At 72.7% G+C, this 13,276-nt stretch carries 13 protein-coding genes; 9 read left to right on the top strand and 4 right to left on the bottom strand.

All coding sequences use genetic code 11. The features are described 5' to 3' along the window. Positions 1-65 precede the first annotated feature (65 nt). From ACYVF7_RS41760 to ACYVF7_RS41730, 7 genes are all read left to right on the top strand, one after another. Complete coding sequence (locus ACYVF7_RS41760) at positions 66-527, top strand: hypothetical protein (protein ID WP_460351521.1); 462 nt, start codon at positions 66-68, stop codon at positions 525-527. Then, entirely contained in the window at positions 521-1,198 is a 678-nt protein-coding gene (locus ACYVF7_RS41755; protein WP_460351520.1) for a polysaccharide deacetylase family protein, read from the top strand. The genes ACYVF7_RS41760 and ACYVF7_RS41755 overlap by 7 nt, the downstream gene beginning before the upstream one ends. Before the next feature lie 207 nt (positions 1,199-1,405). Continuing rightward, positions 1,406-2,869: a 30S ribosomal protein S1 gene (gene rpsA, locus ACYVF7_RS41750; protein ID WP_360878649.1), complete on the top strand. Its 1,464-nt coding sequence runs from the start codon at positions 1,406-1,408 to the stop codon at positions 2,867-2,869. Between the two features lie 116 nt (positions 2,870-2,985). After that, positions 2,986-4,920: an endonuclease/exonuclease/phosphatase family protein gene (locus ACYVF7_RS41745; RefSeq protein WP_460351519.1), complete on the top strand. Its 1,935-nt coding sequence runs from the start codon at positions 2,986-2,988 to the stop codon at positions 4,918-4,920. A 2-nt stretch (positions 4,921-4,922) separates the two neighbouring features. Further along, complete coding sequence (locus ACYVF7_RS41740; RefSeq protein ID WP_460351518.1) at positions 4,923-5,408, top strand: GNAT family N-acetyltransferase; 486 nt, start codon at positions 4,923-4,925, stop codon at positions 5,406-5,408. Between the two features lie 14 nt (positions 5,409-5,422). Beyond that, the gene (gene coaE / locus ACYVF7_RS41735) at positions 5,423-6,037 is read left to right on the top strand and encodes a dephospho-CoA kinase (protein ID WP_460351517.1); all 615 of its coding nucleotides are present in this window, start codon (positions 5,423-5,425) and stop codon (positions 6,035-6,037) included. Positions 6,038-6,289: 252 nt separating this feature from the next. Next, a complete protein-coding gene (locus tag ACYVF7_RS41730) occupies positions 6,290-6,985 on the top strand; it encodes an integrase (protein ID WP_460351516.1) in 696 nt (231 codons plus the stop codon). A gap of 34 nt (positions 6,986-7,019) precedes the next feature. Here the strand turns inward: ACYVF7_RS41730 and ACYVF7_RS41725 are convergent, their stop codons facing one another. The 4 genes from ACYVF7_RS41725 to ACYVF7_RS41710 all read right to left on the bottom strand — a co-directional run bounded on the left by ACYVF7_RS41725 (position 7,020) and on the right by ACYVF7_RS41710 (position 11,073). Next, a complete protein-coding gene (locus tag ACYVF7_RS41725; RefSeq protein WP_460351515.1) occupies positions 7,020-7,844 on the bottom strand; it encodes a glycerophosphodiester phosphodiesterase in 825 nt (274 codons plus the stop codon). Positions 7,845-8,027: 183 nt separating this feature from the next. Continuing rightward, a complete protein-coding gene (locus ACYVF7_RS41720) occupies positions 8,028-9,161 on the bottom strand; it encodes an ABC transporter permease (protein WP_460351514.1) in 1,134 nt (377 codons plus the stop codon). Then, positions 9,158-10,387: an FtsX-like permease family protein gene (locus ACYVF7_RS41715; protein ID WP_460351513.1), complete on the bottom strand. Its 1,230-nt coding sequence runs from the start codon at positions 10,385-10,387 to the stop codon at positions 9,158-9,160. The genes ACYVF7_RS41720 and ACYVF7_RS41715 overlap by 4 nt, the downstream gene beginning before the upstream one ends. Further along, positions 10,384-11,073 carry an ABC transporter ATP-binding protein gene (locus ACYVF7_RS41710; RefSeq protein ID WP_460351512.1) on the bottom strand — a complete coding sequence of 230 codons (690 nt, stop codon included), beginning with the start codon at positions 11,071-11,073 and terminating at the stop codon, positions 10,384-10,386. The genes ACYVF7_RS41715 and ACYVF7_RS41710 overlap by 4 nt, the downstream gene beginning before the upstream one ends. 206 nt (positions 11,074-11,279) lie before the next feature. Here ACYVF7_RS41710 and ACYVF7_RS41705 point away from each other — a divergent pair, with 206 nt between their 5' ends. Together ACYVF7_RS41705 and ACYVF7_RS41700 are read left to right on the top strand one after the other, a co-directional pair. Next, complete coding sequence (locus tag ACYVF7_RS41705; RefSeq protein WP_460351511.1) at positions 11,280-12,584, top strand: sensor histidine kinase; 1,305 nt, start codon at positions 11,280-11,282, stop codon at positions 12,582-12,584. Beyond that, positions 12,581-13,270, top strand: a complete 690-nt coding sequence (locus ACYVF7_RS41700) for a response regulator (RefSeq protein WP_460351510.1) — start codon at positions 12,581-12,583, stop codon at positions 13,268-13,270. The genes ACYVF7_RS41705 and ACYVF7_RS41700 overlap by 4 nt, the downstream gene beginning before the upstream one ends. Positions 13,271-13,276 lie beyond the last annotated feature (6 nt).

Genomic DNA, 13,276 nt, shown 5'->3' with positions numbered 1-13,276 from the left:
GAGCGGGAAGTAACGGTGCGCACGGTCTCACAGATCGTCGTGGGCCCGAACTCCTGGGGGGACCCGTGCCGCACCTTCACCGACTCGCCGCCTTCCTGATCGTCGCCGCCGTGGCCGTCGGCCTGCTGCTGCCGTCAGACGGCCATGGTCGGCGTTTGCTCAAGGCGAACGCGCGCCGCCTGGGCTCCGAGGCGGCCGCCACGGCCGCGTCGCCGGCGCACGGCACCGGCCGGGGCCGCCGGGCGGTGGCGCCGCCGAGCCCCGCCGCCGCGCCGCCGCGTCCGGCGTTCGACCACGCGAAGGCGGCCGCGGCGGCGCGCGCCGCCGGCGCCAACGAGCTCGGCCAGGTCCCGATCCTGATGATCCACCGGGTGCTGGCCAAGCCGCAGGTGTCGCTGGATCGCACGCCCGCGCAGCTGTACGCGGAGTTCACCCGGCTGGCGCAGGAGGGCTACGTGCCGGTGACGGCGGCGGAGTTCGCCACGGGCCGGATGAACGTCCCGGCGGCCGGCATCCGGTCGTGCTGACCTTCGACGACGGCTCGCCGACCCACGTGGCGTTCGACGCGACCGGGAATCCGGCGCCGGACACCGCGGTCGGGGTGATCGAGCGGGTGGCCCGGGAGCATCCGGGGTTCCGCCCGGTCGCGACGTTCTTCGTCAACGCCGATCCGTTCGCGCTGGGGGACCGGTCGGCGGGCGCGATGCACTGGCTGGTCCAGCGCGGGTACGAGGTCGCCAACCACACCACCCACCACCTGGACATGACCGGGATGAGCCACGGCGCGGCGGCCAAGGAGATCGGCACCGACCAGAAGATGATCACGGACGCGACGGGTGTCCCGCCGGTTACGTTCGCCTTCCCCTTCGGGGCGCCGGCGCGGCTGGCGTGGGCCGAGCACGGGGAGGCGGGCGGAGCCCGGTGGAACTTCGGAGGAATGTTCCTCGCCGGGTGGCGTCCGGCGGACTCACCCTTCTCGAAGGACTATGATCCTCGGCAGATCCCGCGGATCCGCGACGACGGCCGGATAAGGGAAGACGACTGTCGGCAGTTCTGCTCGATCGCCTGGCTCGACTGGCTGGACCACAACCCGGACAAGCGCTACACATCCGACGGGGATCCGGCCACGGTGGCCTTCCCGCAGGCTAAGATGATCTACCTTGCCAAGGGGATCGGCGACCGCGCGTGCCCCTACTGAGCGCCCGTGAGATTGACCGCACCGGCTATGGTCCCATATTCTGATCGCTGCGCTGTGGGCCTGCGCGCGCCTCGGACAGAGCAGGCTCGCGCTCGGTCACGTCGACATCGGTATGGTCACGCCGCCGGTTCATCGGCAGGGACGGATAACTGGCCCTCCGCGCAGCACAGGCAACTACGCATGTCCGTACCCGGAGCCATCCCACACATGACGAGCAGCACCGAGGCCACCTCGAGTACCCCGCAGGTAGCGGTCAACGACATCGGGTCCGAGGAAGCCTTCCTCGCGGCGATCGACGAGACCATCAAGTACTTCAACGACGGCGACATTGTCGAAGGCACTGTCGTCAAGGTCGATCGAGACGAGGTCTTGCTCGACATCGGCTACAAGACCGAGGGCGTCATTCCCTCGCGTGAGCTCTCGATCAAGCACGATGTCGACCCGAACGAGGTCGTCAAGGTCGGAGACCACGTCGAGGCCCTTGTTCTCCAGAAGGAGGACAAGGAAGGCCGCCTGATCCTGTCCAAGAAGCGCGCCCAGTACGAGCGCGCCTGGGGCACGATCGAGAAGATCAAGGACGAGGACGGCATCGTCACCGGTACCGTCATCGAGGTCGTCAAGGGCGGCCTGATCCTCGACATCGGTCTGCGCGGCTTCCTTCCCGCGTCGCTGGTGGAGATGCGCCGGGTCCGCGACCTTCAGCCGTACGTCGGCCGCGAGCTCGAGGCCAAGATCATAGAGCTGGACAAGAACCGCAACAACGTGGTCCTGTCCCGCCGTGCCTGGCTCGAGCAGACCCAGAGCGAGGTCCGCCAGACCTTCCTCAACACCCTCCAGAAGGGCCAGGTCCGCAAGGGCGTCGTGTCCAGCATCGTCAACTTCGGTGCGTTCGTCGACCTCGGCGGCGTGGACGGTCTGGTGCACGTCTCCGAGCTGTCCTGGAAGCACATCGACCACCCCTCCGAGGTCGTCGAGGTCGGCCAGGAGGTCACGGTCGAGGTCCTCGACGTCGACATGGAGCGCGAGCGGGTCTCGCTGTCGCTCAAGGCGACGCAGGAGGACCCCTGGCAGCAGTTCGCCCGCACGCACCAGATCGGCCAGGTCGTTCCGGGCCGGGTCACCAAGCTGGTGCCGTTCGGCGCGTTCGTGCGGGTCGAGGAGGGCATCGAGGGCCTGGTGCACATCTCCGAGCTGGCCGAGCGCCACGTGGAGATCCCGGAGCAGGTCGTCCAGGTCGGCGACGAGATCTTCGTCAAGATCATCGACATCGACCTCGACCGGCGCCGCATCAGCCTCTCGCTGAAGCAGGCCAACGAGACCGGCGGGACGTTCACCGACGAGGAGTTCGACCCGACGCTCTACGGCATGCCCGCCGAGTACGACGAGCAGGGGAACTACAAGTACCCCGAGGGCTTCGACTCGGAGACCGGCGACTGGCTCGAGGGCTTCGACGAGCAGCGGGAGACCTGGGAGCGGCAGTACGCCGAGGCCCGCACCCGCTTCGACGCCCACAAGAAGCAGGTCGAGGAGGCCCGCCGGGCCGAGGCCGAGGCGGCCGGCCCGCAGTCGTACAACACCGAGCAGCCTCAGGGCGGTGAGACCGGCGGTGCCCTCGCCTCCGACGAGGCGCTCGCCGCGCTCCGCGAGAAGCTGTCCGGCGGTCAGGAGTAAGGCCCACAACCGAATAACGGCGAGGAGTAGAAGACCACGTCATGGTCGATTCTCACTCACGCGTCCGATCTGGGGGTCCCGTCGTTGCGGCGGGGCCCCCGGTCGTTCCCCAGGAGTTGTCGCGGATCTCGCTGATCGCGGTCACCGTCGCGGTGCTCACGGAGGTGCTGCGGGCGGCGTTCCCCGCGTTCGGGCACTTCACCGAGTCCGGCGGGGCGGTCACCGCCACCCTGGTGATCCTCCTGTCCGGCCTGGCCGGCGTCGTGGCGCCCGCCGTCCGGTCGGTCGCCGGGTCCCGCGGCCTGCTGGTCGCCGGGGTCGGAGGGCTGCTGCTGGTCCGGCTGGCCATGCAGGCCCTGTCGCCGGCGCTGTGGCTCGCCTTCGCGGGCACGGTGTTCGGGATGCTCGCCGTCACGGCGCTGTACGAGGCGGCGCGCGGCCTGTCCGGCACCGGGTTCGCGGTCGCGGCGACCGCCGGGCTCACCGGCGACACCGCGCTGCGGCTGGCGTTCGGCACGTGGGACCCGCCCTCCCGCCCGGGCGTGGCGGCCTGGGCCGTCACCCTGCTGGTCGTGGTCGGCGGTGTCGCGGCGCTCGTGGGATGGCTGCGCACGCCACCGGTCGAGGCTCCGGTGATCGGCTGGCGTGACGCGCTCGGCGCGGCCGCGCTGGGGCCGTTCCTGGCCCTGCAGATCCTCGTGCTGTCCAGCCCGGCGTTCACGTCCTCCAGCGGAGGACTGCCGCTGGCCGTAGCCGGAACGGTCGTCCTCGCCGGCCAGGCGCTGAGCCTGGCGTTCCTGTCCTCGGGTCTGGCCGTCGCGGCCGTGCCCGGCGGGGTGTGCGTGTTCGGCGGGACGGTCCTCGGCGTGGGCGCGGCCGCGGTCACCGGCCGGTACGGCCTGACCGGCGCGGTGGCGATCGCGATGGTCGTCGTCGGGCAGGTGCTGTCGGCGTGGCTGCTGGCGGTCGCCTCGCGGGTGCCGTTGCGGCGCGGCGGCTACCGCGGCCGTCCCGCTGAGCGGGGCGGGCCGGCGCCGAACGTCAGCGTCCCCGACACCGGCGGCCGGGCGTGGCGCATCGACCTGGGAGCGGCCCTCGGCGGCCTCGGCATCCTGGTCGTCCTCCTGCCCTACCAACTGCACTACACCCACCCGCTGCCCCTGCCGAACAAGGTCCTGCCCGGCCTGGCGGGCATCGCCCTCGGGCTGCTGTCGGCGATCGCCGCCGCGCGCGGCGGTCCGCTGCCGGCCCGTTCGGCGGTCCGAGCCCTCGGCGCCGGCGCTGCGGCGCTGGTGCTCGTGGCCGTTCCGGCGATCTACGCCGTCACCGCGCCTTCGGTGACCGGCGCGGCGTCCCTGCCGGGCACGTTCCGCCTCGTCTCGTACAACGTCCACGACGCGATCGGCGGCGACGGACGGCTGGACCCGGAGGCGGTCGCCGGCGCGATCGAGGCGCAGCACGCCGACGTCGTGGCGCTGCAGGAGGTCGGCCGGGGCCGCCCCATGTCGGGGACCGCGGACGTCGCGTCCTGGCTGGCCCGGCGGCTGAAGATGCGGCTCGTGTGGGGGCCGGCCGCCGACCACCAGTACGGCAACGCGGTGCTGACCCGGCTGCGGGTCAAGGCCACCGGGACCGGGCGGCTACCCGTGGGCGCGGGCCCGCAGGCACCTGGCTACGTCTGGGCGCGGATCGACGCCGGCGGCGGGCGCACCGCCGACGTGTGGTCCGTCCAGCTCCAGCAGGGCGCCGACCGCACCGAGACCCGGCAGGCCGAGATCGTCAAGCTGCTGCAGCTGTGGAGCGGCGCCCCCCGTACGGTCATCGCCGGGGACATGGGCGCCGGGCCGGGCAGCCCGGAGCTGAGCCGGCTGTCCGCGCAGAGCGGCCTGCGCAGCCCGATCGACTCGCCACCGCCGACGACGACGGGCGGCAAGCGGGTCGACTGGATCCTCGGCAGCGACGACCTCGGCTTCGACAACAGCGCGGTCGACTCCTCCCGGCGCGCCTCGGACCACTACCCGGTGGCCGCGACCGTCCGCGTGGTCGGCTGAGCATGGACGAGGTCCGGATCGAGCGCGCCGGCGTCGACGACGCCGGGGAGATCTTCACCGTGCAGCGCGCCGCGTACGTCACCGAGGCGCAGTCGCACGGTGACCCGTTCCTGCCGCCGCTGGTCGAGTCCCTCGACCAGATCCGCAAGATGATCGCCGAGTCGCTGGTCCTCAAGGCCAGCGTCGGGCCGCGGCTCGTCGGGTCCGTACGCGGCCGGTTCAACGAGCGCACATGCCTCGTCGGCCGTCTCGTCGTCGCCCCCGACCAGCAGGGGCGGGGGATCGGCGCGGCGTTGATGCGGGCGCTGGAGGCCGAGGCGGCCGCGCGGGCCGACTCGTGCGTGCTGTTCACCGGGCACCTCAGCGAGGGCAACCTGCGCCTGTACCGGCGGCTCGGGTACGCCGAGACCCACCGGGAGCGCGTCGCCGACCACCTCACCCTCGTCCACATGCGCAAGGGCCTCCTGGCAACCACGCCGGAGGAGTGAGTACGCTCGCGGGCGTGCTGAGTGTGGGGTTGACCGGAGGCATCGGGTCCGGCAAGAGCGAGGTGTCCCGGCGGCTGGCGGAGCGCGGCGCGGTGATCGTCGACGCCGACGCCGTCGCCCGGGAGGTCGTCGAGCCGGGCACGCCCGGCCTGGCCGAGGTCGTCGCCGAGTTCGGCGAGGGCGTGCTGCTCGCGGGCGGTTCCCTGGACCGGGAGAAGCTGGGGTCGATCGTGTTCGCCGACGACGCGAGGCGCGCGCGGCTGAACGCGATCGTCCACCCGCGGGTGGGCGAGCGGATGCGCGAGCTCGTCGAGCAGGCGCCGCCGGACGCGATCGTCGTCTACGACGTGCCGCTGATCGCCGAGAACGGCCTGGCGGGCATGTACGACCTCGTCGTGGTCGTCGACGCGCCCGTCGAGGAGCAGGTGCGGCGGCTGACCGGGTTGCGCGGCATGACCGAGGCCGACGCGCGCGCCCGCATCGCCGCCCAGGCCACCCGGGAGCAGCGGCTGGCCATCGCCGACCGGGTCATCGACAACTCCGGCACGCTCGACGGGCTCGCGGCGCAGGTCGACGAGCTGTGGGTCGAGCTGACCCGGCGATCCGGCGTGCCGGTGGGAGACCCGTGACGGCATCGGCGATCGCGGCGGGCCGGTTCGCGGGAGACCCGAGGGGCACGGATCATCCGGGCGATCGCGGGGCCGACGGTGACCCGGGCGATCGCCGGGCCGGCGCGGCGCGCCGGCGTGGAGGGGACTCGATGACGCGGGTGACCTGGTCGATCGCGGGGCCCGCACGCCGTACCGACGAGGGGACCCGGCGATGCGGGTGATCTGGGCGATCGCGGGGCCGGCGCACCGTACCGACGTGGGGAGGCACCGATGATGCGGGTGACCTGGGCGACCGACCAGGGCAGTCCGGCACGGCCGAACGAGGACTTCGTCGCGACCGCGCTCGGTGCCGCCGTCGTGCTGGACGGCATGAGCATCCCGATGGACCGCGAGACCGGCTGCGTGCACGGCCGCCCGTGGTACGTCGGGCAGCTCGCGACCCGGCTGCTCGCCGCGCTCCTCGACCACGGACGGGGCCCGGCCGACGCCCTCGCCCAGGCGATCACCGAGACGGCCGCCGCGCACGGCGGCCGCTGCGACCTGGCCCACCCCTGGACCCCGGCGACGACCGTCGTCGCGCTGCGCGTGCGCGACGAGGTCGCCGACCACCTGGTGCTGTCGGACTCCACGCTGCTGCTCGACCAGGGCGGGGAGGTCACCGCCCTGACCGCCGAGGGCAGCGGGTTCGCCGCCGCCGACCCGCGGGTGGCCGGGCAGGCGCTCACCGGGAGCGCGCCGCTGCGCGACCTGCGCCGGGCGGCGCTGCTCACCGACGGCGCCACCCGGCTAGCCGACCGGTTCGGCCTGGCCGACTGGCCGGGCACGCTCGCTACTCTCGCCGAGCAGGGCCCGGCGGCGCTGATCGAGCAGGTCCGCGAGGCCGAGCGCTCCGACCCGCACGGGCGGCGCTGGCCCCGCAACAAGCCGCACGACGACGCCACCGCCGCCTACTGTGAGTTCTCCTAGGGGGTAGCCGGACGGAGATCCGCCCAGACACCCCCTAACCCTTGAGCACCGAGCGGAGGGTGTCCGGGCGGTTGGTGATGATCCCGTTGACGCCCCAGCCGATCATCTTGCGCATCGTCGCGCGGTCGTTGACGATCCACACGAAGACCTTCATGTGGCGCTTCTTCACGCTCTTGACGTAGCCCGCCGAGATCGTCGTGTACTTGGGGTTCACGTACCGGGCGTACTTCGCGACGGCGGGCAGCTGGCCGGTCGTGGGAGTGCCGAGCACACCGAGCGGGACCGAGGGCAGCAGCTTGTGGAACGTCTTGAGCGACGACCACTCGAAGCTCTGCACGATCAGCCGGCCGGGGCGCAGCCAGACCGGGTGGGTCCGCAGGTCGGCCGCGATCCGGCTCGTCATGCCCGGGTACAGGGACGGATTCTTGATCTCGAGGAGGAGCTTGAGGCCCGTTCCCTGCATGGCGTTCAGGGTCTCGTCCAGGGTCGGCACCCGCTCGCCCTTGTACTTGGCCGAGAACCACGAGCCCGCGTCGAGCCGCTTGATCTGCTTGAGCGTGTAGTCGCCGACCCGCCACGGCGACCCGTGCGGGTAGACCTTCTCGATGTTCGTGGTCCGGCTGAGCGTCGCGTCGTGCATGATGACCAGCTTGTGGTCCTTGGTCTGCTGGACGTCGAGCTCGAAGTAGTCCGCGTGCCTGGTCTTGGCCTGGCGGAATGACGCGATGGTGTTCTCCGGCGCGTACGCGGAGGCGCCTCGGTGCCCGACGTCGGCCACCGTCGTGGCCGCGGAGGCGGTACCGGTGAGCGCGAGGGGGACTGCCGAGGCGAGGGTGACGACGACGAGGCGTGCGGCCATGGGCATCCTTCGGCGACGGGGGCGGACTCGGTGATGATCATGCTCCGCCGGAGGGACTGGCGGGCGAGAACCCCATGTTTCCGAGATGACACTCATATTGACATTCGGTAACGACAGCGCACCACGGAGGCGGACGCGTCATCGCGTCCGCCTCCCGCCTCATCCGTTCCGTCGGCGGCGCCGCTATTCGGTGCGCAGGGCGGTCGCGGTGCGGGTTCTGGCGGCCCAGCCGGCCGGGAGCAGCGCGCCCGCCGTCGCGAGGACCAGTCCGCCCAGGAGGAGCGGGACCAGCACCGGCAGGTCGTACACGGCGATGTCCGCGGCCGGGAACCTCGTGCCCGCCGCGTGGCCCATGACCGGCAGCACCTGGTCGTGCAGCGCGATGCCGAGCGGCACTCCGAGCGCGCCGGCGAGCAGGCCGATTCCGGCGACCGACGTGATGACCATGGTGACCGTCTGCCTCGGTGACATGCCCAGTGCCTTGAGCACTCCGAGGTCGTGGACGCGTTCGCGGGTGTCGAGCACGACCGTGTTGAGGACGCCGAGACCGGCCACGGTGACCAGCATCAGCGCGAGTATCGCGGCCAGTGTGTCCATGGCGACGACGATGCTGCTCACCTCCCCGGAATTCGTCTCGGCGGTGACGCCGATCGGGCGCAGGGCCGCGTTGAGGGAGTTCACGTACGCCTGAGCATCGGTTCCCGGCCGGAGGTCGACGGCGAACTCGATCGACCCCGGGATGACGGAGACGCCGAGGCCGGCCAGGGACGCGTCGTCGGTCAGGACGGTCATGCCCTCCTCGTGCAGGTCGAGGGCCTCGCCGACGATCCGTAGCGGAACCGTGCGGCCGTCGCCGGTCAGGGTGACGGTGCTCCCGATGTGCGATCCGGTGGCGTTCAGGAAGCCTGAGGGGACCACCGCCTGGCCCGGGCCGCTGAACCAGGACCCGGAGACCATCTGGTACGAGCCCCAGGACGAGTCGCCGTGAAAGGCGATCACGGTCGTCGCGCGGGTCAGCCCCGCCACGCCGACCTGGGTCTGGCCCGTCCTGAAGAACCTCCGGGTTCCCGGTTGCGCACGGATCTTCTCGGCGATCACCTCCGGGTCGGCCGCCCGGGGCGCGCCGGAACCGGGCGGAGGGACCGCCTGGACCACGACCGTGCCGGGGGTCCGGCGGTTGAGGCCGTCCTGAATGTCGCCGAGGGACATGGCCAGGCCGACGCCGAAGGTGACCCCGATCGTGCCGAAGGCCACGGCCGCGCCGATCGTGGCCGACCGTGCGGGCTGGGCGAAGGGGGTGGCCAGGCCGAGGCTCACCGGGCGCGGCAGCGGCAGCCGGCCGAGCAGACGCCGGATCGCGCGTCCCCGTCCGGCTCGCGGAGTGCGGCCGACGGCGATCGCCTCGACGGTCCGCAGCCGCCGGCGCGTAGCGCGGGCGCCAGCGCCGTGGCGGCGACCGCGGCGAGAGCGGCGGCGGGGACCGCGATGTCGATCCACGGGGCGATCGTCAGCGTCCCGGTGCCGTACGCGCGTTCCGCCTCGCCCAGGATCGGGACCGACAGCAGGTTGCCGAAGAGGACGCCCAGGACGGTGCCGACGGTCGCGGGGATCAGCGCCTGCGCGACGTAGGCCCGCACGACCTGTGCCGGAGTGAAGCCGAGGGACTTCAGGATTCCGATGCGCCGGGTCGCGGCGCTGACCGCGCCGCTGACGACGATCCCGATGACCAGGACCGACATGAACAGGCCGAGCACCGCGAAGGTGACCACGAACGGGACGAACGTCGCCGAGGTGCGGCTCGCGGCCAGTCTGATCTTCAGGTAGGACGCGCTGCCGGTCATCGACCCCGGTGGCACGGCGGCGGCGATCGCGGCGCGGTCGGCGGCGATCTGGGCGTCGGTGGCGGCTCTGGCGAAGCGGTAGAGCATCTGGTGGGCGGGTGTGCGGCCGGGTGCGGTCAACGCCGCGAGCTGTGCCGGTGACACCCATGCCTCGGCGCTCGCGCCCACCGACTTGGCCACCCCGACGACGGTCAGCGTCGGGCCGCCCGGCGCGTCGGGGAACGTCAACTGGTCCCCGACGTCGATCGGCGGGCCGTTGCCTTCGGCCATCACGATCTGGCCGGGCCCGGTGGCCCATCGGCCGGCGGCGAGGTCGATGTCGTCGACCGGTCCGCCCGGGGTGGACCGGCCGACGATCGTCATGGGCGGTAGCAGGTCGCCCGCCGGCAGGCCGAATCGGTTCCGGCTGGGGCGCGGGCGCAGGGCGAGGACGGGGAACGGCCCGGCGGCGGCCCTCACGCCCGAGATGTGCGCGGTGGCCGCGACCCGCTCGGCGGTGACCTTGGATCCGTCGAACTGCGCGGTCAGGTGTGCGCCTTTCTGCTCGGCGAAGGCGTGGTCGAACGGCGCCTGCGACGCCACGAGGAGACCGGCGGCCAGCACCGACGCCGTGACCGCCAGCATCGTGGTCAGCGCCATCACCAGAGTCTGGACCCGGCGTCGTCCGACACCGGCGCGTACGACCTTCCCGAGGGCGCTCACTTGGCGGCCGTCCGGACGTCGCGGGCGATCCTGCCGTCGACGAGTTCGATGGTCCTGGACGCGCAGGAACCGGCGAGCGCGGTGTCGTGGGTGACCAGCAGGATCGTCTGCCCGGACCGGTTGAGCTCGACCAGCAGTTCCCTGACGTCCGCGGCGGACGCGGTGTCCAGCGCGCCGGTCGGCTCGTCGGCCAGCAGCAGCGGGGGACGGTTCATGAGCGCCCGGGCGACCGCGACGCGCTGGCGCTCCCCGCCGGACAGCCGGCCGGGGAAGGCACGAGCGTGCCGGGCGATGCCCAGGTGGTCGAACAGTTCGGCCGCTCGGGCGCGGGCCTCGGCGCGCGGCATGCCGGCCAGCTGGGCCGGCAGCAGCACGTTGTCCTCGGCGGTCAGGTCGTCCAGGAGGTTGAAGAACTGGAAGACCATGCCGATGCGCTCCCGCCGGTACTTCGCCAGGGCGGCCTCGCTCAGGGCGTCGACGCGGACGCCGTCCACGGTGACGCCGCCGTCGCTGGGCTTGTCCAGCCCGGCGACCAGGTTGAGCAGGGTCGACTTGCCGCTGCCCGACGGGCCGAGTACGGCCAGCGCCTCACCGGCGCGCACGTCCAGGCTCAGGCCGGCCAGCGCGGGCCGTCCCGCGTCGTATCTCTTGCTCACGTCGCGGATCTCGATGATCGGCGCACTCACGGGTCCTCCAAGGGGATCAGGGCGTTCTCGACGCGACCCGACGCTAGGAGCGGCACGACGCCCGGCGCGTCGGCAGTCGTGACGAACTCCGGTCCTCCGCCAGGGGGACGGGGCGGCGCGTCATCACTGCGATGTACGCCGGTGCGGCGGAGGCCCTCGTCATCAGGACGGATGTGGCGGGACGCGGCCGTTGCGACACTGTGCCGGTGAACAGAACGCAGGTCGCGGGCCGATGGAACATCGGCGTCGCCGTGCTGCGGCGTGCGACGACTCCGCCGCCTCGCCTGTCGCGCTGGGCCTGGGCGGCCGACGCGATCCTCGCCGCCGCCCTGGCCGTGGGCACGGTGAGCGGCGCGCTGAGCCGAGACGACCAGGCCGGCAGGCCGAGCCTGGTCTTCCAGCCGAACGTCGCGACGCCGCCCGGCGTGCCCGTCCCGCCCGTCCCTCCCAGCCCGCCACCTCACCCCTACGCCGCGGTCCACCCCTGGCAGCTGCTCCTGGCCGTCCTGACCGCGCTACCGCTGGTCGCGCGCCGGCGGTATCCCCTGGCGGCGTTCTGGGCCGTGATCGGCGCGTCGCAGCTCTACCACCTCAGCCCGGGCTTCGATCCCACGTTCACCTTCGCCGCCTGCGTGATCGCCGCCTACGGCGCCGCGATGTACAGCCCCTACCGGGTCCTCGCGATCGCGAGCGCGCTGGTGGGCGCCGGGTTGATCGTGGGAGCCCACAAGGCGAGCGTGCCCGCCATCAGGCCCGGCTTCGTCACGTTCCTCCTCCTGATCCCGGTGGGGCTCGCGGCCAACACGATCCACACCTGGAAACAGCGCGTACGGACCCTGGAGGAGGAACAGGAGGCGGCCACGCGGCGGGCGGTGGATCAGGAACGATCCCGGATCGCGCAGGAACTGCACGACGTGGTCACGCACAATGTCAGCATGATGGTGGTTCAGGCCGGTGCCGCGCGCAAGGTGATGAAAGCGGCGCCCGAGCGTGCCGAGCAGGCGCTGCTGGCCGTCGAGTCCGGCGGCCGGACCGCGATGACCGAACTGCGGCACGTCATGGGCCTGCTCACCATGAACGGCGACGACCCCGGCCAGGCCGCCCCGGAGGACCTCGCTCCGCCGCCGGGCCTGGACCAGGTGCCGGCGCTTTCCGCGCGCGTCCGCGAGACCGGGATGCCCGTGGAGCTGACGGTCACCGGCACGCCGGCGCCGCTGCCGGCCGGGATCGACCTGGCGGCCTACCGGGTGGTGCAGGAGGCGCTGACCAACACGGTCAAGCACGCGGCCGGCGCCCGGGTGACGGTCACCGTCGCGTACGGCCCTCGCGAGCTGCGGGTCGAGGTGACCGACACCGGCGGCACGCCCTCGGCGTCGGCCCGCTCCGGCAGCGGCCGGGGCCTGATCGGGCTGCGCGAGCGGATCGCCGTCTACGGGGGGACACTCGAAGCCGGCGAGCGTCCCGCCGGCGGATACCGGGTGCGCGCCGTGATCCCGGTGGGGGAGGAGTGACCGAGTCCCTGCGGGTGGTCATCGCCGACGATCAGGCGCTGGTCCGTACCGGGTTCGCGATGATCCTCGCCGCCGAGGGGATCGACGTGGTCGCCGAAGTCGCCGACGGGGCCAAGGCGGTCGACGCCGTGCGCCGGACCCGCCCCGACGTCGTGCTCATGGACATCCGGATGCCGGAGGTCGACGGGCTGGAGGCGACCCGGCGCATCCTGGCCGCCGGCCCGGACGCGCCCCGCGTCATCATCCTGACCACCTTCGACCTCGACCGGTACGTCTACGCGGCGCTGAGCGCGGGCGCCAGCGGCTTCCTGCTCAAGGACGTGTCACCGGAGCACCTGGTCGCCGCGGTGCGCCTGGTGCGCTCCGGAGACGCGCTGCTCGCCCCGAGCATCACCCGCCGCCTCGTCGAGCGGTTCGCCCGCCGCGACGATCAGGCCGCGGCCCTGCACCGCGACCTGTCGACGCTCACCCCTCGTGAGCTCGACGTGCTCCGGCTGCTGGCCCGGGGGCTGAGCAACGCCGAGCTGGCCGGCCGCCTCCACGTCAGCGACGCCACGGTGAAGACCCACGTGGCCCGGATCCTGTCCAAGCTCGGCCTGCGCGACCGCGCCCAGGCGATCGTCGTCGCCTACGAGACGGGCCTGGTCACGCCCGGAGAGCCCGGGCCCGGTGCCGCGTCCCGGTGAACGGCT

This window comes from Actinoallomurus acanthiterrae (assembly GCF_054775715.1).
Note: the sequence above shows the minus strand (reverse complement) of the source record. Positions and strands in the feature narration are given on the sequence as shown.

What these genes read in the sequence shown, in the direction of transcription:
- ACYVF7_RS41730 (WP_460351516.1), top strand. Translation starts at nt 6,290, where the DNA reads ATGATGCGGGTGACCTGGGCGACCGACCAGGGCAGTCCGGCACGGCCG.
- rpsA (WP_360878649.1), top strand. Translation starts at nt 1,406, where the DNA reads ATGACGAGCAGCACCGAGGCCACCTCGAGTACCCCGCAGGTAGCGGTC.
- ACYVF7_RS41740 (WP_460351518.1), top strand. Translation starts at nt 4,923, where the DNA reads ATGGACGAGGTCCGGATCGAGCGCGCCGGCGTCGACGACGCCGGGGAG.
- ACYVF7_RS41725 (WP_460351515.1), bottom strand. Translation starts at nt 7,844, where the DNA reads ATGGCCGCACGCCTCGTCGTCGTCACCCTCGCCTCGGCAGTCCCCCTC.